Source organism: Acinetobacter sp. TYF_19 (assembly GCF_043105125.1).
In the GTDB taxonomy this organism is placed as follows: Bacteria; Pseudomonadota; Gammaproteobacteria; order Pseudomonadales; family Moraxellaceae; genus Acinetobacter; species Acinetobacter johnsonii.
This window is the reverse complement of the sequence record NZ_JBICLH010000013.1, coordinates 102,604-123,867: the sequence shown is the minus strand read 5'-3', so window position 1 is coordinate 123,867 and position 21,264 is coordinate 102,604. Positions and strand designations below refer to the sequence as shown.

The following is a 21,264-nucleotide window of genomic DNA, read 5'->3' as shown; positions in this document are numbered from 1 at the left end:
GGGAGTCTGCGATGTTTTTTGCAGTCATTACGCTTTTTCCTGAAATGTTTGAAGCGATTACAGCCTACGGTATTAGCGGGCGTGCAGCAAAAAGTGATTTAGTACAAGTGACTTGTATTAATCCTCGTGATTATGCTGAGGGCAACTACAAACGAGTGGATGAACGTCCATTTGGTGGTGGTCCAGGTATGGTGATGATGGCTGAGCCTCTGGCAAAAGCAATTCAACATGCCAAAGAGCTTGCCATGCAAGCAGGTGCAGTTCATGTTCCTGTGGTGTATATGTCACCGCAAGGAAAAACCTTAAATGAGCCTGCAGTACAACAGTTTGTCGACTATGATGGATTGATTGTGTTGTGTGGTCGTTATGAAGGGGTCGATGAACGTTTGATCCAAAAGTATGTTGATCAGGAATGGTCCATAGGGGATTACGTATTATCGGGTGGCGAGCTTCCTGCGATGGTTTTATTAGACAGTATTATTCGGAGACTCCCGGGTGCAATGTCTGATGAACAGTCTCATGTGCAAGACTCATTTGTGGATGGTCTTTTAGACTGCCCACAATATACCAAGCCAGACCATTTTGAAGGTTTGGATGTCCCTGAAGTCTTAAAGTCGGGACATCATGCCAATATTGAGAAATGGCGGTTTTTGCAGCGTTATCAACGAACACAACAACGCCGACCTGAGTTGGTGGAAAATGTGGAGTTGACGAAGCAGCAAAAGAAATGGCTAACAGATTTGAATACTTAATTCAGAGTATTCTTTTAATAGGCTCTTTGTGCATTGAAGTGGTCAAGCATAAAGAGAAAGATAATCGGGTCTATGCGATTTAGCCTCTATACCCAGCGGATATCAGACCTCTTCTGACCCGCACATATTGGAGATACCCCATGAGCGGTAAGCATCCTTTAGTACAAGCTGTTGAAAATGCACAGCTTAAACAAGACATCCCAGCTTTTGCACCAGGCGATACAGTTATCGTTCAGGTTAAAGTAAAAGAGGGTGACCGTGAGCGTCTTCAGGCATTTGAAGGTGTTGTAATCGCGAAGAAAAACCGTGGCTTGAACTCTGCGTTCACAGTACGTAAAATTTCTAGCGGTGTTGGTGTTGAGCGTGTTTTCCAAACTCACTCTCCAATCGTTGCTAAAATCGAAGTGAAACGTCGTGGTGACGTTCGTCGTGCTAAACTTTACTACCTACGTGAATTGTCTGGTAAAGCTGCACGTATTCGTGAAAAGTTACCAGCTCGTAAAGTTAAAGCTTAATTTTAAGTTTTATACGACTAAAAAAATGCGCCTAATGGCGCATTTTTTATGCCTAAATTTTAGAGTCCTTGAAGCTTCAATCGGTTGGCGTGTTGTCGGTAAACATCAACAGGGTCTGGAGCAAAAATAGAACGTAGTCCAAAGAACTGGTTAATCACATCTAAATGGTTCCAATTATAGTTATCGCGCACGGTCTTACCATACTTGGCACTACAACGTGAAACTAAGCCATCGTTATCATTGGGCGCTTGCATGAGTAAGCCTGTCGCCGCCAGTAATGAGTCTGGATCAAGTACGTTCGTCAACGTTGAGTTGCCAGAGAAAGAGTAAAAATAAACTCCATTTTCTTTCGCTAAACCTTCACCACAGCTTGTTTTTGGCATACCCAATGGATATTTCTGTGCAAAAGCTTTAGATCCAGCTTGACTCAAACTTTTACCAGCACCGAGTGCATCATGTGGAAGTGAGTTCGGATCTTGCTGTTGTGCCCAAACAATAGCCTTGGACCCAAAGTTGATTAAGCCTACCAGCGGTTGTTCTAGCGGCGTACCTTGCGCGGAAATAATCAAATCCGCCACAGGAGAACCTTTTAAAGGACTAGAAATGGCTGTTGCAGACGCGATTTTATTGGGCATAACATTTGAGACATAGGCAATACTATGTCCGCCATGACTATGACCAAGCAAGTTGACTTTGGGTGATCCAGTAATCGCTAAGATTTCATCAACTTGTTGCAGCAGTTGTTCACCACGAACTTCAGATGTGTTGAATGGAGAAACGCGTGTTGCCCATGCGTTTGCACCGTTACGGGCTAAATCTGGCAAGATTTGATACCAGTAATCCACACCAAGTTCATCGGTTCCTGCTCGAATCCAGCCACCCATACCATGTGCAAAAACCAAAGGGTATTTGGTCTTTGCATAATTAGAGGCAACGTAGTTTGATTTAATTTGTGAAGCGGCTGCTTGCGTTTGTGTAGCAGCAAGTGCGCAGGTCGACAGCAGTCCAGCTATCAATAATCCATATTTCATTGATCATCCTCGTTTTTTATTTTTTATGACGACAATTTAAGTTGTCAAAAATGAGTATAAAGGTGAGGGAGGAGGAGCGTAGAGAAATCCGATTAAATTAAATACAGTTTGTAACTGGATAATTCTAGGAGGCATCCCTCCGAAACGTTGAAGATTCGAAGGGAAAAATAGAACTAGAGTCCTTGCATTTTTAAGCGATTGGCATGTTGGCGATAGACATCAACAGGGTCTGCGCTAAATAGTCCACGTAGTCCCATAACTTGGTTGACCTCATCTAAATGGTTCCAGTCATAGTTATCACGGATGACTTTACCGAAGTGTGTACTACAGCGTGCCACTAAACCATCATTGTCTAAATGACCATAGGCCAAAGGCCCCAACAGTGAGATCGCACTATCTGCGACATCGAGAATGTTCGTGACTTGAGACGTACCAGTCCACGAATAGTAATACACGCCATTGCTGGATGTTGCACCGCTCTTGTTACAGTCCGAAGCCAGTGCTGTTGTTGGATATTTCTGATTAAAAACACGGGAACCTTGCTCACTAATTGAAGTGAGTGATGCCGTTAAATTACTTTTTAATGCAGGGTTACTTTGCCCATAAGCAAGCATAGGGCCAATAATATAATCTGCTGCTAGGCTGAGTAGTTGCGTTCCACCTTGATTGGCAAGAAGCTGGTCTGCCACTTTTGAACCTCTAAATGTTGCTCCCACACCTGTCAGTGAGGCCACATATTGCGGTTTAACTGCTTCTACATAGCGAATGGTTGGTCCACCATGGCTATGCCCAATCAAATTAACTTTGGGCTTGCCTGTCAGGGCGATGACCTCTTCAACTTGTTGTAGTAACTGTTCACCCCGTACTTCAGTTGACTCTAAAGGGGAAATTTGTGCTGCAAAGGTGGTTGCGCCATTTCGAGCCAAGTCGGGTAAAATTTGATACCAGTAATCTAGTCCAAGTTCGGGAACGCCCACTCGGCTGAACCCAAACATGCCATGGGTAAATAGCAATGGATATTTAGTCTGAGCATAATTACTTTTTACGCTTGCAGTCACCGTCTGTAATCCAGCTGTGGCTGTGGTTGCGCTGAGTCCAAGGCTGGTAACCAGACCTACGAGTGACATTGTTTGTATCATTCTTTTCGTTATAAACATTTTTTTCATCCTGAAAAAGTCAAACACGGTATAGCTTTAATCTGCGAACGGAGGTTTTCCTCCTGTGTCATGCGTGGTTTCAAAGGCTCCTAGTCGAAGTTGTTCTTGTGAATTATTAAACTGTTGATCACGTAGTTTTTGAATGGCTTGCTGCTGTGCGTCTTGACTCATGTTGCTGTTGAGAATGCTGTCGCGTTGTACTAAGTAAGTATTGACCCGAGATTTCCAATGGTTTCGATCTTGGTCGAGTTTTTCTAGGCGTACGGTCGCTTCGGCACCGACAAGATTCTGGCGCATTTGGCGAATTTCTTCTGCAGAACCGCCGCGCGTCTTAATATCTGAGGTCAGTTTACGCAGATCTTCGAGTTTGGAGAGTTGTTCTAGATTTTCTTTCCAATCTTCGGGCAGTTGAGCAAACAGTTCTTTCAGTTTCTGCGCTTTTTGTACTTCAGTTAAGGATTGATCTGCCATGATGCTCATGCGGTCTAAGGTATATTCATGGTAGGTATTTTCAGCGCCAAAGAGGCCATCAACTTCATAGTCGGAAAAGAACTGGCTACGTAGGCTTTTCATCGAAGCAAAAATTTTACGATAGTACTCAGGGTCTTCTTTATTTAGGCTTGGCTCCTTCAGACTACCCAATTGCACACGATAATCTAAATAACGAGTCCAAAGATCTAAAATTTGCTTAAGCGCAGGTTCTTGATAACCTTGCTGGATATAGGCTTTAAAATCTTGCTTGATCTGGTCAATATTTTTTTCACCATATTGGGTAATGAAATATTCAAAACAATTACGAGTCTGTTCATTAACAACTAAGCGATTACTTTGGTCGAGCACCAGTTGGCAGTTGATTTCGGTGTCCTGTTGGCTGTTACTGACAAAAGGCAGCCCCGATGCATGTAGCAAGTCTGACGCTGTGGGTAATAAGCCTGTCGTATTTTGAGCGCTAGAGCTAATCGGCCCTTGGTTTGAGCCAACAGTTGCATTGGGTGCAAGCCAAATGAGAAAACCAAGAATGACAACGATGATCACGGCGAAAATGAGCCATAATTTCTTTTTTTGCATATCCTATGCCTAACATCCCTATTGTATTTTTTATTTGGTTCATATGACTGAACTCGATTTATTCTGAAACAAAAGGGCAAATAAACAACAGAAAAGTTGTAAAACTAGACAAGCGGTTGATAGTATTGCGGCAGCTTTAAGACGTGTCTATGTTATGAAATCATCTGCTTCAAAAATCCAGCGCCGTGCCGTGAATGGTGTATTTTTATTGAATAAGCCATTGGGGATCAGTTCAAATGCGGCATTGCAAAAAGTGCGTTGGTTATACCGTGCGCAAAAGGCGGGGCATACAGGAGCGCTTGATCCATTGGCATCAGGATTGCTGCCGATTTGTTTGGGCGAAGCGACCAAGTTTTCGCACTTTTTGTTGGACTCGGTGAAGCGCTATCAAACCACCATTCAGCTGGGGCACAGTACCACCACAGGTGATGTAGAAGGCGAGCAGTTGTTAGAGCAGGCTGTACCTGAGTTAACCGAAGAGTTGATTGAAGCCGTTTTGGCTCAGTTTGTGGGTGATATTCAGCAAGTGCCACCGATGTATTCCGCTTTGAAGAAAGATGGTCGTCCTTTATATGAGTTGGCCCGTAAAGGGATTGAAATTGAGCGTGAAGCACGTCCGGTTACCATCTATGCGATTGAGCTGCTTTCATTCACAGCAGACAGTATCACCCTTGATATTACCTGCTCCAAAGGCACATATATTCGTGTTTTAGGCGAAGATATTGCGAAGGCATTGGGTACTTATGGTCATTTGACTTATTTACACCGCATTAAAACGGGTCATTTTGATCTGATTCCAAGTTATACCATTGAGTATTTGGAAAGTTTGTCTGAACAAGAGCGCGAAGCACTGTTGTTACCTGTATATGCACCTGTAGATCATTTTCCTAAAGTACAAGTTCCAGAAGGGCGTAGTGAATACTTTAGTCGCGGTATGGAAAGTAATATTGAGCATACAGCGGAAGCACAGGTCTTGGTTTTCGATGGGGAAAAATGCTTAGGCTTGGCTGAAATTACCGATAAGAAAAGATTGGTTCCAAAGCGGGTTTTAAATCTATAATCGAAATATATCACTCGGTAAAAAAGGATAAGGCGTGGACATTAACATTATTATCAGTCTGATCTTTTTTGCCTTTTGTGCAGGCGCAATTGACGCTGCCGTCGGTGGTGGTGGCTGATCCAAATTCCCGCTTTGATGAATGCATTTCCGTCGATGGCACCTGCCACTTTATTTGGCACCAACAAATTAGCGGCAGTGGTGGGTACAGCCACTTCAGCCGTTTCCTTTGCCCGCAAAGTTCGCTTTGAATGGAAACTTTTGGCTGTGGTCGCAGTGTGTGCCACCATCAGTTCATTTGGGGGCGCGGCCAGTGTGGCCATGATTCCAAAAGAAGTCCTCCAACCCTTTGTTTTGGTCATGTTGATTGTGATGGCGGTCTATACCCTCATGAAGAAGCAATTTGGGCAAGTGCATATGGCGCAAACTGTGACGCCTAAAATTTTGCTGTTGGCGGGAATCGGAAGTTTAGCCATTGGCTTTTATGATGGTTTGTTTGGCCCAGGCACGGGCAGTTTCTTTATTTTCTATTTTATTCGCTATTTACGCGTTGATTTTTTGCATGCGGCGGCATTGGCTAAAATTGGCAATGTGATGACCAATCTTGCAGCGCTAAGCTTTTTTATTCCCTCGGGACATGTGCTCTTTGCTGTGGGAGGCATGATGGCCGTCGCAAATATGATCGGGTCTATTTGTGGGGTAAAAATGGCGCTGAAATATGGCAGCGGCTTTATTCGTATTTTATTTCTTATTTTGGTGACAATTCTGATCGTAAGATTGAGTTATCAAATGTTTTTGATGTAATGGTGAGATAGCTTTAAAACTTCATTACAAAAAACGCGTTGTCTGTGACCTCATTTCTCGTTTATTGCATTTAAGATAAATACAGCGCACTTAATGCTGTGCCAAGAAGCTTTTCAATAAAAATGATGTTTTAAGCTGAACGGAACTGGAGCATAGAATGAATATATTTGAAGCCTTAAGAGAAAGTCACGTTATACAACGAAATTTGGCTGAACGACTACTCGAAACTTCAGGGGATACGCCTGAGCGCCGTGAGCTATTTGAACGCCTTAAAAATGAATTATTTGCCCATGCTGTGGCAGAAGATCGTTATTTTTATATCCCTTTAATGATGACTGATTCGGGCCTCAACATTACCCGCCATGCTTTGGCAGAGCACCATAAAATGGATGAGTTATTGGAACAATTGACCGAGACGGAATTCTCAAATCCGGGCTGGTTGGCAATTGCAAAAAAATTATCGGAAACCGTACATCATCACTTACAAGAAGAAGAGCATGGTTTCTTTCAGCAAGCAGGAAAAATTTTACTCGATGCTCAAAAGACTGCGCTCGCCAAGCAGTATCAGCAGGAATATAAAAAATACAAAAAAATTGAAAAAGACAGTTTGGTTTAAGTCCATTTTAAACAAAAGATGGCGAGTGCCATCTTTTGTGATTTAAAGCGCGTCATCACTTTGCGGTTTGGCTCTAAAGGTAACACCAACGGAGGCAATCATAATGCAAACTAGCGCTAACGTTTGCCACATGCTAATTTGTTCTTTCAGTAATAACCAGCCTGCCAAGGCTGCTAAAGCTGGCGATAAACTTGAAAGCGTCCCATAGCTGAGTTTACTTAAACGTTTCAAAGCCATCAGGTCTAGAGCATAAGGAATGGTTGTGGCGAGTAGTGCAATCAATAAGGCTTTCGGCCAGTATTCCGTTTGCATTAGCGCTGTAGGGTTATGCGTGGCACTAATCGGCAGAAGCACCAAGGCTGAGATCACAATAGCAATACTGAGGGCATGCATGCCGATATTTTGACGGACGACTTTTTGCCCAAAATAAATATACAGCGCCCAGCACGCACCCGCTGAAACTGCAAATGCGGCTCCTAAGAAGGAGAAGTTGGTTGCATTGGCTTGATGCCACGGTACCATCAGTGCAATGCCTAAAATCGCTAATCCGACCCAAATATAATCACGACGTTGTTTGATCGAGAGTAGCGCTAAAGTTAAAGGGCCTAAAAACTCTAAACCTACGGCAATACCTTGCGGCAATCTACCCAGCGAAGCGTAGAATAAAATATTCATGAGGCATAAGGCTGCTGTATAACTGAGTAAATCTTTCCACTTTAAATGTGGTAGGCGTTTCATGATGCTCCATGAGCGGAACATCAGCACAATTAAAATTGCGGCAAAGCACAGTCTAAGGGTCACCACGGTGAGGGGATCCAGCACGGCAATCAACTGCTTGGCAAAAGAAGCACTGATTTGATAGGACAGCATGGACAAGACCATGAACATCACTGCCATCAGTTGAGAATTAGGCATCATGCACACATCAGGTCATGGCGACCTGTTATTTTAAGAAGGTGGATTAGTATAACGATTCACAACCCAAGTTGGATGCTGAATAAGCTGATTTTTTGAAATGCAACGACATGAATTTAAAAGTAATCGATAGAGCCGTTGGATTTAAAAGCTAAATTCAAACTCTGGATTACATCGTTTAAACTGCAGCTTGGCGGTTTTTCTGAGCTGTATAGGTACAACCAATAGATGCCATGATAATCACGCTAAGCGCAAGCCACTGTGACCACAATAGTTGCTCGCCTAGAAAGACAAAACCAGACAGTGCTGCAATGGCAGGCTCAAGGCTCATGAGCGTTCCAAAACTTAGAGCGGTTAAATTGCGTAGCGCAATCATTTCCAAGCTAAAAGGCAAAGCGCTGGCTAAAACTGCTAAAGTCATGAAATAAATCAGGTTTGAGGGTTCAAACACATTTGTGGGTAAACCACTGAATAGGGCAAGCGGCATTAATATCAGCATGCCGACAAACATACCTAAGCACACGGTATGATTGCCCGAAACACCCGATGGGCGCTGCCCCGCCACGATATACAAGGCCCAACATGCACCTGCACCTAGTGCAAATGCGATCCCAAGAGGATCTAAAGGTTGAGCTGCTTGGTCGAAAGGAAAAAGTAAAACCAAGCCTAAAATAGCCAGCCCGACCCAAACAAAGTCAAAGCGTTGTTTGGCATAAAACAGCGCAACACTGAGCGGGCCAATAAACTCAAACGACACTGCAATGCCGAGTGGCAGGCGAGCAATGGATAAATAAAACAATAGGTTCATACCTGCTAAAGCAAAACCATAGCTGAGAATGGCTTTATATTTGACTTGCTTAAAATCAACCTGCCAAATTTTAAACAGCACGGCCAAGATGATTGATCCCAACAGCAAGCGCATGGCGGAAACAGTTAAAATGGGAAATTGATCAAACAAAACTTTGGCCAGTGAACCACTACTTTGCAAGCTAAGCATTGCAATCAGCAATAAAAAGGTCGCTTGGAGGTGGGGAGTACTTTTTAGATTTGGCATTATTGGAATACTAGATAGGGAAGTGAATACTTGGAAAAAGTAGCGGAGAATGTGCTTGGGTCGCACATAAAATTTTAACAAGTATTCAAAAATAAAAAAACCACAGCTTGGCAGCTGTGGTTTTTAAATAGAGTCGAATTAGAACAATACGCGAACGCGGATTGTGCCTTCAACGTCTTGTAGAGTATCTAAAGCTTCTTGAGATGCTGTTGCGTCTACATCCATCACCAAGTAACCAACATCACCTTTGGTCATGAGAGACTGACCAGAAATGTTGATGCCGTGTTCAGCAAACAAGTTGTTGATTTTTGACAACACGCCTGGCACGTTTTTGTGGATGTGAAGTAAACGGTGTTTGCCTTCGGTCAATGGTAACGCGATTTCTGGGAAGTTCACCGCAGATAAAGTCATGCCTTTATCTGAATAAGAAACGAATTTCTCAGCCACTTCTAAACCAATGTTCGCTTGAGCTTCCATAGTCGAACCACCCACGTGAGGGGTTAAGATCACGTTTGGAATATTACGTAGTGGAGAAATGAACTCTTCACCATTGGCTTTTGGTTCTTTCGGGAACACGTCAACCGCAGCACCAGCAACATGACCTGATTTCAAGGCATCTGCTAAGTCTTCAATCACGACACATGTACCACGTGCAGCATTGATGAAGATTGCACCTTCTTTCATTTGTGCAAATTTTTCTTTGGTCATGAAGTTACGTGTAGAAGGAACATCAGGTACATGCAAAGAAACGACATCAGCATTGGCTAAAAGTTCGTTTAAGCTACCGACTTGACGTGCATTACCTAATGGTAGTTTCGTTACTGTGTCGAAGTAGATCACTTTCATACCTAAGCTTTCAGCAAGGACAGAAAGTTGTGAACCGATTGAACCGTAACCGACAATCCCTAAAGTTTTACCACGAGTTTCGAACGAACCAACAGCTGACTTGTTCCAACCGCCTGCATGTGTATCTGTCGATTTTTCAGGGACACGGCGAAGAAGAAGAATAGCTTCAGCAAGTACAAGTTCAGCCACTGAACGTGTATTTGAGTATGGTGCGTTAAATACTGGAATACCACGAACCATCGCAGCATTTAAGTTCACTTGGTTGGTACCAATACAGAAACAACCAACAGCGATTAATTTATTCGCTGCTTCAAACACTTCTTCAGTGAGTTGTGTACGGGAACGAATACCAATGAAATGTGCATCTTTAATCGCTTCTTTCAACGCTTCACCTTCAAGCGCTGTTTTACGATAATCGATGTTGGTGTATCCGGCAGCATTTAGTGTGTCGATTGCGTTTTGGTGAACGCCTTCTAACAACAAGAAACGAATTTTATCTTTAGGAAGTGAAAGATGTTGGCTCATTACGGCTCCGCTACAAAGGCCAAATTTAGTGGCGATATAATAGCACGTACCGCGCCCGATATACATTTCCTTTATGCGGACTCTGCTGGGTATTTTTAGCCTCTATAGTGCGTAAAAAAGTCTTTTTGGTCTAATTAAACTAATCATTTCAAAGGTATCCTGAATAAAACAGCTTTTTCTGCGGGAAACAGAAAAAATGCCTTATAATATGACTCCGTGAAAATAAGCCAGTTGCACACTGCTGCTTAAATCCTCACGAACTGCCTGAGCCTTAGGGCATGGAAAGACTGAAATGAAGCGCTTTTCATGCAGAGAACCCTAGCGCCACAAACAACTTGTTTACTTCTTGCAAGGTCTGAAAACGATGAATGCTCCAGTCGCTTTAACCCCAGAGTTATTGACCCAATTGACAGCAATTGTAGGTGAAAACCGCATTAAAACCGATGCGGATAGCCTTGAAAATTGGGGACGCGATCATACCAAACATTTTGATCCAAACCCGTCAGTCATCGTTTTTCCATCGAGCACGGAACAAGTGCAAGCGGTTGTGAAACTTGCAAATGAGTTCAATGTTGCCATTACACCATCAGGTGGTCGTACTGGCTTATCTGCCGGTGCAGTCGCTGCCAATGGTGAAATTGTGGTAAGCATGGACAAGATGAACCAAATCTTGGAATTCTTCCCAGCAGACCGTATGGTTCGCGTCCAAGCAGGTGTGGTGACTGAACAGCTGCAAAACTATGCTGAAGAGCAAGGCATGTATTACCCAGTCGATTTTGCTTCTGCGGGCTCGAGTCAAATTGGTGGAAACATTGGCACCAATGCAGGCGGTATTAAAGTCATTAAATATGGCATGACGCGTAACTGGGTACTCGGTTTAACTGTAGTCACGGGTAAGGGTGATGTGCTGCGTTTGAACAAAGGCATGATCAAAAACGCAACCGGTTATGCACTACAACATTTATTCATTGGTGGTGAAGGGACACTAGGCTTAGTGACTGAAGCTGAAATCAAATTGGAACGCCAACCGCAAGACCTTCAAGTAATGGTATTGGGCGTGCCTGACTTTGATGCTGTAATGCCTGTACTTCATGCTTTCCAAGCAAAAATTGACCTGACTGCATTTGAGTTCTTTGGTGAACTGGCAATGCAAAAAGTGTTGGCACATGGTCATGTACAACGTCCATTCGAAACCGAATGTCCATTCTATGTATTGTTAGAATTTGAAGCGCCATTTGAGCCAATTATGGACAAGGCGATGGAAATTTTTGAGCACTGCATGGAACAAGGTTGGGTACTGGATGGCGTGTTGAGCCAAAGCCTCGATCAAGTGGAAAGCTTATGGCGTTTACGTGAAGACATTTCTGAGTCGATTGCTCCATTTACACCATACAAAAACGACATTTCAGTTTTGATTACCCACGTTCCTGCATTTATTAAAGAAATTGATGCGATTGTGGCAAGTAACTACCCAGACTTTGAAATCTGCTGGTTCGGTCATATTGGTGACGGTAATTTACACTTAAATATTTTAAAACCGGCTGAATTAAGCAAAGACGAATTCTTTGCCAAATGTCAGGTAGTGAATAAATATGTCTTCGAAACTGTGAAAAAATACGACGGTTCAATTTCTGCTGAGCACGGTGTTGGTATGACCAAAAAGCCATACCTTGACTACACGCGTTCGGCGGAAGAGATTGAATATATGAAGGCATTGAAGCAAGTTTTCGATCCAAACGGAATTATGAACCCAGGTAAATTATTCGACCTTTAAGTTCGAATCGAGTTTTAAAAGCGCATCCATTGTGATGCGCTTTTTTATGGCTGAAGGGACTGAATTACATTTACTAAATAGTGTAATAGGCCTAAAAAAGGCATGATGGACTGATAAATAATGAATTTTGGGTGGGATTTATGTTGCGTCTTATTTTAGCTTCAGCTGTATGTGTGGGATTATTGTCTGGTTGTGCGACGACAAAGAATTTGGTCAATAAAGTAGGCGTAGGTACATCTGATACGCCTTTGACTCAGGTACTTAAAGAGCGCCCAGATTTGCGTAATGAGTTAGCTACGGTTGAAATCCGTCAGTACTTTAATACAGTGGAGTCCCCGACTGCGGCAGAAGTCAAAGTGACTGAAACAGGTTTGTTAGATGATTCAGTAAAGTCGGTGCGTACCGTGTATAACTTTAAGTTGGTTGATGGCGACTGGGAAAAAACTGCGACGAAAACCTCTTACCAATGTGCGCGCGGTAAAAATACCAAGAACTTCCAAACAGCGAAGTGTTCATAATAAATCTTTGATTTATGGTTGAACTTTAGACAATTTTGCCTCATAAAAAGCGTATCGGTTGATGCGTTTTTTTGCTTTTTGGGGTTTTATAAGGCTTTGTTGCATAAATATGTAAGCATCTGATTTAAATAAATTTAATTTTGGATCAAAAAATAATCAAAACTTTTAAAATCATATAGTTATGAAATCTTTGTGCAACAAAGCCTTTTCACACTATGAACTGGGGAATTCGGTTTCACCTTTTCTATTGCTCGATCATATCGGCCCGAGTTATTTACGGCCAACTCGCTTAAAAAAGGGCGTGAGTGAACATCCGCATCGTGGCTTTGAAACCGTAACCATTGTTTATCAAGGTGAACTTGCCCATCAGGACTCTACAGGCAGTGGCGGTGTGATTGGGGCAGGGGATGTACAGTGGATGACGGCAGGGGCAGGAGTACTGCACGAAGAAGTGTTTAGTGAGGCATTTTCCAAAACAGGTGGGGCATTTGAAATGATCCAACTGTGGGTCAACCTACCTGCTAAAGATAAAATGAATTCTGCACGTTATCAGCACTTAAGTCATGAAGCCTTTCCAAAGCTTGAGTTGGCGCAAGCTCAAGGAACGGTCAGGGTGATTGCAGGGACTTATGAAAACCAGATAGGGCCTGCTCAAACGCATAGCCCTATGACCGTGTTGGATGTTCAGCTTACAGCGGGTACGAAAACAGTTTTACCTGTATCGGAAGGTGAGACGACACTGCTGTATATCCGTAGTGGTCGTCTTCAGCTCAATAGCGGAGAAATGATAGAAGCACAGCAGATGGCAGTCATGTCTAATCATGGTGAGCATCTCGAAATACAAGCGGTACAAGACAGCGCTTTTTTATTACTCAGTGGGCAGCCTTTAAATGAACCGATTTATGGACGCGGTTATTTTGTCATGAACACCTTCAACGAAGTTTTACAGGCGTATGAGGACTTAAAACAAGGGCATTTTATTGCGCCTAATACAAAACCAAATGCGACAGATGAAACTTAAAAAAGTAACAATACAAACAGATGCAACACTGCTAAAATAGCTTAACTGAGCTTTGTCAGTGTCACCGCTCAGTCTATTTTAATAACACCTTTTCTAAAAACGCTTTGTGAATACAGCGTAAAACCAGTGTGCATTTCTCGCACCCATACATTTTTTATTCAATTTTACAGTGCTTGCCATTGGGCTTAGTCGTCTCTCCCTCTAACTGACTTTGCTCAGGCTTGTACGCATTTTATATGTAGATAACAATGCAAAACGTACAAACTTTAAAGTTAAGCCGTGCCACATTGATGTTTCCTTTGGCATTGGTTTTATTCGAATTTTCGGTCTATATCGGTAACGATTTAGTCCAGCCTGCCATGCTCGCGATTACCCAAGACTTTGGGGTAAGTAGTGCGTGGGCGCCGTCGTCTATGTCCTTTTATTTACTGGGCGGTGCTTGTGTCGCGTGGCTACTTGGACCACTCTCAGACCGTTTAGGTCGTAAAAAAGTGTTGCTCGCAGGTGTGGCATTTTTCGTGCTGACCTGCCTCGCGATTTTACTCACTCAAAATATTGAGTCTTTTTTGGCGCTCCGCTTTTTACAAGGTGTGGGGCTATCGATGATTTCTGCGGTGGGTTATGCCGCAGTACAGGAAAGTTTTGAAGAGCGTGATGCCATTAAAGTCATGGCACTCATGGCCAATATTTCTTTGCTAGCACCGTTACTTGGTCCTGTGGTTGGGGCGTTTATGATTGACCATGTGTCATGGCATTGGGGCTTTATTGGCATCGCCTTTTTGGCTTTTTTAAGTTGGTTTGGTTTAAAAGCCAAAATGCCTGCGACACAGCAGCGTCATCCGAAAAAACCGCTGCGCTATATTTGGGATGACTATAAAACGGTCTATAAAAATAAGACCTTTTTGGCGCTCACCTTTGGTTTGCCTATGGTAGCGATGCCTTTGATGTTGTGGATCGCACTGTCACCTGTGATCCTGGTGGAAGAACTTGGCTTGAGCAGTATGCAATACGGCTTGGCACAGTTCCCCGTCTTGGGCGGTCTCATTCTGGGCAACATAGTACTGATTAAAGTCATCGACAAAATGGCACTGGGTAAAACCGTGTTACTCGGTTTGCCTTTGATGTTCGTTGGTACGCTGTTGGTGGTGCTCGGCACCATTTTCCAAAGTTATTTCTTGCCGTTACTGATTGTGGGGATGACTTTGGTGAGCTTCGGCGAAGGTATCAGTTTTTCTGTGTTATATCGCTTTGCTTTGATGTCATCGGAAGTGTCCAAAGGGACGGTTGCCGCAGCTGTTTCCGTACTGATGATGTTTACGTTCTTCTTCGTGATTGAACTGGTGCGTATGGCTTATGTGGCATTTGGTCTTTGGGCCTACAGTTTGGTCTGCCTCATTTTGATTGCGTTGTGGTTTAGCTTTCCACGTGCGACCGTGAAAAAAGTGATGCAAAAACGTCTTGAGAGTGGTGTTTACTAAGATTTTATTCGCTGAATTCAGCTAAGTTCACATTATAAAAAAAGCGCGCATTCATTTGAATGGGCGCTTTTTTATTACTGCTTTAAAAAATCCTTTTTAAAGCCAGTTTTTTTAAACTTAGGCTTCAGCTTGCTCTGGTTCCAATTTTTTAATTTTGGCATCAAACACAAAAGGCCCAAAAGGTAAGATTGAAGCGATCAAACCTAAAATAAACATCTTCAAAGACCATTTTTGCTTTTCACAGACCACAAACAGCACGATGAGAAACAAGATAAATAATACGCCATGCCCCATACCCACGTATTTGACTAGGATCGGGTTATCAAAGATGTATTTCATTGGCATCGCAACGAATAACAACAGTAAAAAAGAAATCCCTTCTAAAAATCCTACAACACGTAATGTCTGAATGTTCATGGTCAAAAAATCTATGAGAATGAAGCTCGAGTGTACGCAAGAACCAGATAAAAATGAACCACAATACACCCGTACATCATGACGCTTTTAAAGATCTTCGTTGTATCGTCCGTTTTATTTAATGTCTCGGGCCAGCAGTTCAGTTTTTAACTTCAGCAATTCGGGCAGAGTTTCCAGTAGTAGACTGATTTGTTTGAGGACCAAGTGTAAATTCGGACTCATGGTTTCTTGCGCATTTAGGCGTTTAATCTCTGCCAGTTTTTGCTGGATGTCGAGTTCAGCTAATGCCTGCTGATGGAGCAGTACATGATTTAGCGTATTTTGACACCACAGCATGAGTTCCAGCACTTGTGTATCCTGCACCAATTCTCGGTGACTTCCCAAAGCAGAAATATAACTGAGTTGACTGTGGCTATATACCAAGTAGCGAAAAGCATGATGTACCAGTTCTGGGTTTGGATTGGGTTCAGTACTAAGACTGGAGATCATGTTCGCCAGTTCAGTTTGGGCATTATGCGCAGTACGTCGCGCACTGCGGTAAGCGAGACTATTATTTTTGCCGTGTTGATATTGTTCACAAATGGCATTGAAATAGTTGAGGGTTGCATCGGATGCTTTTTTTATGGTGTTGGAAATATTGCGGAAGTCCCAATCGGGCCAAATAAAACTCACTGCGAACCAAGCAATGGCACAGCCAATGAGGGTGTCTATAATTCGTGGTAAAATAATGGCATAGCCTGCACCTTTTAAATTAAAAATCAGCAGCACCATGAGTGTTGCCATCAGGGTCGCCATGGCATATTTCTTGGAACTGAGATAGAAAAAGCACACGCCAAAAATAATAGTCAGTAGTAGCTGTCCTTCAATACTCGGCACGAAATACAGTAGCGGAATCCCTAAAACAACGCCCAAAATAGTGCCCAAGGTTCGCATTTTTAAGCGGCTTTTGGTGGCAAAATAACGCATTTGGCAAACAAATAAACTGGTGAGCAAAATCCAATAGCCATGTTGCGCAAAGGGCAGAAGTGAGATGCCATAACCGACAGTAAAGACAAAGGCGATGCGTACCGCATGTCGAAACAGTGCGGATTGGGGGGTGAGATGTTGACTGAGTTTGAGCCACAGATCATGCCAATCATGAATATCATCATCATATAAGTTGAGGTTATCAATATGCTGTTGATAACGCTGTTCTTGGCGCGATTGTAGTTCGTTGAGGTGCTGAAAACGTTCATGCACACTGTCCAAATTATTTAAAATCAGTTGTAGATTTTTGACTTCAATATTGTGTGGATGATCTCGAATCCAGTCCTGCATGGAACTGTGTAAATTCAGCAACGCTTGAGTAGTCGTTGGATCTGATACATAGGTTTGATTGGCTAAGATACACCGTGCCAAAGCCTGACAGGCAAGGGCTTGCAGCCGAATATTTTTTTGAATACGAAAAATGAGATCAGTACGGCTAAAGTTTTGATGTAACTGCTCATAGTGTAAATAATTAGAGCTGGCTTGTTCATGAATGTCTTGAACGAGAAAGTAGAGATTGAGCCAATAAATTGTATTTTGGTTGGCGCGAGATGCTTTTAGTCGTGTCAGTAGTGAGCTTTTGGTGTGGTTAAAACTTTGCACCACAGTACTGTTTTGTAAGGATAAATCGTAGAGCAGCGCTTCTACATTGTCTCGATTGTCTGGGTCGAATAGACGTGCTTTCGCGTTGAGCAAATCGGCAACTTGGTTAAAACAGCGGGCTAAGTTGTCCTGAACAGCCAAGGTGGGTTTAAGAATATAAAACACAATGGCGGTACAGCCATACCACAACGCTCCCAAGACAAAACAGCTGGGTTGAAAGTACCAAACCGAATATTCACCTAGGCCAAACATACTGTATAGGGAAAGTAGAATGGTGCCAAAGCTCATTGCTGCATAGCGTTGCCCCAGTGCCCCCAGTAAAATAAAACAAGCACTAGACAATGATAAATATAAGATGAAAAAGAATTTATAAGGATGTAAAAAATCTAAAATGCTACTGACGCTAAAGAACAAGACACAGACATAGGCAAGGTTTCTGAGACGAATACTGAGCCTATCGTCGAAGTCGGTCAGGGCTGTTGCAATTGCACCTAATGTGGTCGGAACGATGAGCTGTTGCAGTCCTAAGAAATATAAACCTAAGGTTGTACCACTCAGCACAATCAAAATTTGCAAGCAATACATAAAAATTGCATTGGACTGAAAGGACTGAAACCACTGACGAAAATTGTTCACGATGTAATAGTCTAGGCTTAGTTTTATTTTGGTTTTAGCCTGAACTTTTTTCAGGGCACTGTCAATTTAATGCTGTGCTCCATTGCATGAAAAATTCACCTATGACAATAAAAATGCAGCAGAGCATGGCTCCGCTGCATTGTGTGTATAAGTTGAAACTTATCCACAGATACGAGGTCAGAACACTGTTTTATTCACAGTGCAAAGGCGATAGCCTTATTTAATCACGCCACAGGCGATACGGTCACCGCCACCGCCAAGTGGTTTAGGGGTGTCTGAATAGTTATCACCACCTGCATGTACCATCACCGCTAAGCCCTCAACGTCAGCTAAACTTAAGCGAGGAGCGAGTAAATTGACTTTTGCATTACCTGCCGAGTCGACATTCAAGATCGGTAAATCACCCATATGGCCATTCAGTGGTGTGCCGTGGTTTGGTGCTTTTTCTGGGTTAAAGTGTCCCCCAGCCGCTAATGCAGCCACAGGTTTTCCTTCTTTTTCAGCCACATCACACGAACCTTTTTCATGGATATGAAAACCGTGTGGGCCGGGTGGAAGTTGAGTCAAATTGGTTTGAATCGCTAAACCAACAGGGCTATCAATAAAACGAATGGTGCCAATTTTTTGTCCTACACCTGCAGTTGAAACAGCGTGTACATCGACGTCTTTGACCATCGTATTGGTTTCAGTGGGTGTAGTGGTACATGCCACAGTCCCTAAACCGATTAAAGTCACAAGTGCACTTAATTTGAAAGCAGAAGACAACATGTTGGATCCTTTTTTCCTTAAAATTCAGAACCATTCAAACAAAGCCAAGGCTTCGGTTCAATGTTGTCCGTACAGCGTTTTTGTATCTGACATAAAAAAGCGCATGGTTTCATTGAAAGCATGCGCTCAAGTCATTTCACAGAACTTATTTTTTGGGCGTATCTAAAGGCTCTTCAGGTGGATCATAAGCCAAAGTTGCTTTCGGCATCATTAGGGGTTCATGGACTTGTTCATGTAGCCATTCGCGCCAAATGGCTAACAGTACTGCTAGAATCACGGGGCCGACAAATAAGCCGACCATACCAAAGCTGGCTAAACCACCCAATACACCAAACATGATCAGTAAGAACGGAATTTGCGTTGCACCTGAGATCACCAATGGGCGGATCACATTGTCTGCCGTGCTGACCACGCAAACCCCCCATACCATCACTCCAATCGCTTCAATAGTCTGCCCTTGAGAGAATAACCATAAAGACACGGCACTATATGCCACAGGAGGGCCAAAAGGAATGAGTGCAAAGATAAAAGTCACAATGGTCAGTACCATTGGGTTTGGGACACCAGCAACAAAATAGCTCAGGCCTGCCAAGAGTGCTTGCGCAATTGCAGTCAGACCAACCCCATAGACCACAGCACGCGTGGTTTCTGAAATGGTGTCTAAATAGTGGTGGATACGTGGGCCAATCACCATCTCCAGCGCTTTACTGACCTGATTTAAAATGGTTTGTCCGTCACGATAGAAGAAGAATAACGACATCACCGCAAAACAGAGTTTAAAAATATTCTTACTAATTTCACTCAGTACCAAACGACCATAATTTAAATGGCTTTGAAACCAGCCTGAGACATTTTGTACAATACTGTTCGGATCGGTGTTGATTTCTTTTAAAGTACGAGTGACTTCTTTACCAATAATCGGCAAATCCCGAATAAATTGCGGAACATCTAAATGACCTGAGAACACTTGTCTTTGTAGTTCATAAAACAGATTACGGCCTTCATGCTGCAGCATAAAAATGGCAAAGGTCAGCGGGATACCGACAACTAAAACCACCATACTGATCATGATGGTGGCGCTTAAGGTTGGACGTGGTCCACAGAGTTTGTGCACTGAGTGATATAAAGGCCATGTGATGTAGGCAATAATCGCAGCCCAAAGCACAGGTACAATAAAGTATTTCAGGACTTGAAAGCTCAAATAGAACAGAATAAAAATCAGTCCAAATAACAATACTTTTTGTAAGGCTGGTGCGTATCGTTGCACGGTATTCACTGCTATATCTCTAAGGTCAAAGTCATATTAACTGAAAAAAATGCGCACGAGAACGTACCCTTGGTAAGTTCTCGTGAATAACCGACTATAAATAGGGAATAACCCCGTTTTATCTATAGCAAAATATTTTAGAACCAAGCACTTGGGTCATCGATAATGGCGTTGAGCAGCGGTTGCCATTGGCTTTGAATGGAGAGGTAATTCTTTTGTGTTTTATCAAATATGCTTAAACCCTGCATTGCCAATTGGCCATACGCGGTACGTTCTGAAATCCATGCTACAGGTTGTTGTTCAATTTTCGCAAAAAAATCTTGGATGTCTTTGGCACTGGCGCTGTTGGCTTTGACCCGATTGGCCAAAAGCAAAATTTGCACTTTGCCTTTACGAATGCGTTTAATGTCTTGTAAATGCTTTAAAAAACGACGGGTACTGTCAATATCAAAAAACGAGGGTTGCAGTGGCGTCACAATCGCATGCGCTTCACTGACCAGCTGTTCGGCATGCTCACCAGACAGCGCACCCGGCGCATCGATAATTAAATATTCAATGTTTTTAGGCACTTCACCTATCGATTTCTCATGGCGCCAATCTAGACTTTGAATATGCGCCACTTGTTCTGGACGCTGTTTTAACCACTGACGAGCAGATTTTTGATTATCGGCATCGGCCAAAGCCACTTTATAACCTTTTTGTGCAAGTGCCGAAGCTAAATTGATTGCGGTTATCGTTTTGCCACAGCCACCTTTTTGGTTGGCGATTAATATCGTTTTCATGACCTTAAATGATTTTATTCTGCTCACCCCTAGCATATCATTCTTTTGTGTGTCGCATATGACACCAAACCAAAGTTGTAAGTTTAAATCTTGCTACCTGTAGCACAAAATTAGGAAAGAACCATGTCCATATGGATGGCAATGTTGATTGGTGCAGCAATTGGTGTGGTCTTGACCACCCTTATTTTAAGTCACAGCCGAAATGGACGCATCAAAGCAGAATATGAGCGCTACATTGCCGAATTAGAACTAGAGCATCAGCAGGCTTTAACCCATGCACAAAAGCGCAGTGTCAATACCAGTCGTGCAGTGCTCAAAGGCAAAATGGCGGAGCAACTGGCACCGATTATGCCCCAGTTTGAATACTTACCTAGTGATGCCAAGTTTTTGGGTGATCCTGTCGACTATGTGGTCTTTGATGGTTATACCGACCTGCGTGATGGTGAGGGAAGAGCAGAAGATATTGAAATTGTTCTCATTGATATTAAAAGCGGTGGGGCGAGGTTAACCAAAGGACAAGTTGCTATTGCACAAGCGATTCAAGCTGGGCGAGTTCGTTTTGAAACGGTCCGCATCGACTTTGATACGATTGAATAAGCTTGATAATGTCTACCCATGAAGGCATTTCTTTATA

General features: G+C 42.9%; 20 protein-coding genes and 1 pseudogene. 10 read left to right on the top strand and 11 right to left on the bottom strand.

The genetic code is table 11. The features are described 5' to 3' along the window. The first annotated feature begins 11 nt into the window (after positions 1–11). On the top strand, positions 12–752 hold the full coding sequence (gene trmD / locus ACF8FD_RS01140; protein ID WP_094148539.1) for a tRNA (guanosine(37)-N1)-methyltransferase TrmD: 741 nt from the start codon (positions 12–14) through the stop codon (positions 750–752). 140 nt (positions 753–892) lie between these two features. Further along, on the top strand, positions 893–1,267 hold the full coding sequence (gene rplS, locus ACF8FD_RS01135; protein ID WP_004691454.1) for a 50S ribosomal protein L19: 375 nt from the start codon (positions 893–895) through the stop codon (positions 1,265–1,267). 59 nt (positions 1,268–1,326) lie between these two features. On the opposite strand, the gene ACF8FD_RS01130 is transcribed toward rplS, so the two are convergent. The 3 genes from ACF8FD_RS01130 to ACF8FD_RS01120 all read right to left on the bottom strand — a co-directional run bounded on the left by ACF8FD_RS01130 (position 1,327) and on the right by ACF8FD_RS01120 (position 4,523). Continuing rightward, entirely contained in the window at positions 1,327–2,298 is a 972-nt protein-coding gene (locus tag ACF8FD_RS01130) for a triacylglycerol lipase (protein WP_279678856.1), read from the bottom strand. Positions 2,299–2,471: 173 nt separating this feature from the next. After that, positions 2,472–3,437, bottom strand: coding sequence for a triacylglycerol lipase (locus tag ACF8FD_RS01125; RefSeq protein WP_279678858.1), 966 nt, complete (start codon positions 3,435–3,437; stop codon positions 2,472–2,474). A gap of 54 nt (positions 3,438–3,491) precedes the next feature. After that, positions 3,492–4,523 carry a lipase secretion chaperone gene (locus ACF8FD_RS01120; protein ID WP_279678860.1) on the bottom strand — a complete coding sequence of 344 codons (1,032 nt, stop codon included), beginning with the start codon at positions 4,521–4,523 and terminating at the stop codon, positions 3,492–3,494. Positions 4,524–4,677: 154 nt separating this feature from the next. Between ACF8FD_RS01120 and truB the strand changes: the two genes are divergently transcribed. The 3 genes and pseudogenes from truB to ACF8FD_RS01105 all read left to right on the top strand — a co-directional run bounded on the left by truB (position 4,678) and on the right by ACF8FD_RS01105 (position 7,000). Then, entirely contained in the window at positions 4,678–5,583 is a 906-nt protein-coding gene (gene truB, locus ACF8FD_RS01115) for a tRNA pseudouridine(55) synthase TruB (protein WP_058870391.1), read from the top strand. 34 nt (positions 5,584–5,617) lie between these two features. Then, positions 5,618–6,384: pseudogene (locus tag ACF8FD_RS01110) on the top strand (sulfite exporter TauE/SafE family protein). A 157-nt stretch (positions 6,385–6,541) separates the two neighbouring features. Beyond that, the gene (locus tag ACF8FD_RS01105; RefSeq protein WP_058870389.1) at positions 6,542–7,000 is read left to right on the top strand and encodes a hemerythrin domain-containing protein; all 459 of its coding nucleotides are present in this window, start codon (positions 6,542–6,544) and stop codon (positions 6,998–7,000) included. Positions 7,001–7,042: 42 nt separating this feature from the next. On the opposite strand, the gene ACF8FD_RS01100 is transcribed toward ACF8FD_RS01105, so the two are convergent. The 3 genes from ACF8FD_RS01100 to serA form a co-directional block, all read right to left on the bottom strand. After that, positions 7,043–7,915: a DMT family transporter gene (locus ACF8FD_RS01100; protein ID WP_159152634.1), complete on the bottom strand. Its 873-nt coding sequence runs from the start codon at positions 7,913–7,915 to the stop codon at positions 7,043–7,045. 178 nt (positions 7,916–8,093) lie between these two features. After that, positions 8,094–8,969 (bottom strand): EamA family transporter, encoded by an 876-nt coding sequence (locus tag ACF8FD_RS01095; protein WP_279678861.1) that lies wholly within the window; start codon positions 8,967–8,969, stop codon positions 8,094–8,096. A gap of 138 nt (positions 8,970–9,107) precedes the next feature. Continuing rightward, complete coding sequence (gene serA, locus ACF8FD_RS01090; protein WP_004691438.1) at positions 9,108–10,340, bottom strand: phosphoglycerate dehydrogenase; 1,233 nt, start codon at positions 10,338–10,340, stop codon at positions 9,108–9,110. Positions 10,341–10,704: 364 nt separating this feature from the next. Here serA and ACF8FD_RS01085 point away from each other — a divergent pair, with 364 nt between their 5' ends. From ACF8FD_RS01085 to ACF8FD_RS01070, 4 genes are all read left to right on the top strand, one after another. Continuing rightward, on the top strand, positions 10,705–12,114 hold the full coding sequence (locus tag ACF8FD_RS01085; protein WP_168158642.1) for an FAD-binding oxidoreductase: 1,410 nt from the start codon (positions 10,705–10,707) through the stop codon (positions 12,112–12,114). Between the two features lie 140 nt (positions 12,115–12,254). After that, a complete protein-coding gene (locus tag ACF8FD_RS01080) occupies positions 12,255–12,632 on the top strand; it encodes a hypothetical protein (protein ID WP_062032320.1) in 378 nt (125 codons plus the stop codon). A gap of 181 nt (positions 12,633–12,813) precedes the next feature. Beyond that, positions 12,814–13,653, top strand: coding sequence for a pirin family protein (locus tag ACF8FD_RS01075; protein ID WP_392452872.1), 840 nt, complete (start codon positions 12,814–12,816; stop codon positions 13,651–13,653). 248 nt (positions 13,654–13,901) lie between these two features. Beyond that, complete coding sequence (locus ACF8FD_RS01070; protein ID WP_078389983.1) at positions 13,902–15,131, top strand: MFS transporter; 1,230 nt, start codon at positions 13,902–13,904, stop codon at positions 15,129–15,131. A gap of 117 nt (positions 15,132–15,248) precedes the next feature. Here ACF8FD_RS01070 and ACF8FD_RS01065 read toward each other — a convergent pair whose 3' ends face one another. The 5 genes from ACF8FD_RS01065 to ACF8FD_RS01045 form a co-directional block, all read right to left on the bottom strand. Then, on the bottom strand, positions 15,249–15,548 hold the full coding sequence (locus tag ACF8FD_RS01065; RefSeq protein ID WP_004977999.1) for a DUF3817 domain-containing protein: 300 nt from the start codon (positions 15,546–15,548) through the stop codon (positions 15,249–15,251). A gap of 114 nt (positions 15,549–15,662) precedes the next feature. Beyond that, positions 15,663–17,813 carry a YccS family putative transporter gene (yccS, locus tag ACF8FD_RS01060; RefSeq protein ID WP_279678727.1) on the bottom strand — a complete coding sequence of 717 codons (2,151 nt, stop codon included), beginning with the start codon at positions 17,811–17,813 and terminating at the stop codon, positions 15,663–15,665. A 216-nt stretch (positions 17,814–18,029) separates the two neighbouring features. Next, positions 18,030–18,581, bottom strand: coding sequence for a superoxide dismutase family protein (gene sodC / locus ACF8FD_RS01055; protein ID WP_005401320.1), 552 nt, complete (start codon positions 18,579–18,581; stop codon positions 18,030–18,032). Between the two features lie 145 nt (positions 18,582–18,726). Next, positions 18,727–19,848 carry an AI-2E family transporter gene (locus ACF8FD_RS01050; protein WP_279678748.1) on the bottom strand — a complete coding sequence of 374 codons (1,122 nt, stop codon included), beginning with the start codon at positions 19,846–19,848 and terminating at the stop codon, positions 18,727–18,729. Positions 19,849–19,985: 137 nt separating this feature from the next. Further along, complete coding sequence (locus ACF8FD_RS01045; RefSeq protein WP_279678728.1) at positions 19,986–20,630, bottom strand: ParA family protein; 645 nt, start codon at positions 20,628–20,630, stop codon at positions 19,986–19,988. 123 nt (positions 20,631–20,753) lie between these two features. On the opposite strand from ACF8FD_RS01045, the gene ACF8FD_RS01040 reads away from it, so the two are divergent. Continuing rightward, on the top strand, positions 20,754–21,227 hold the full coding sequence (locus tag ACF8FD_RS01040; RefSeq protein WP_238893333.1) for a Holliday junction resolvase-like protein: 474 nt from the start codon (positions 20,754–20,756) through the stop codon (positions 21,225–21,227). The last annotated feature ends 37 nt before the right edge of the window (positions 21,228–21,264 follow it).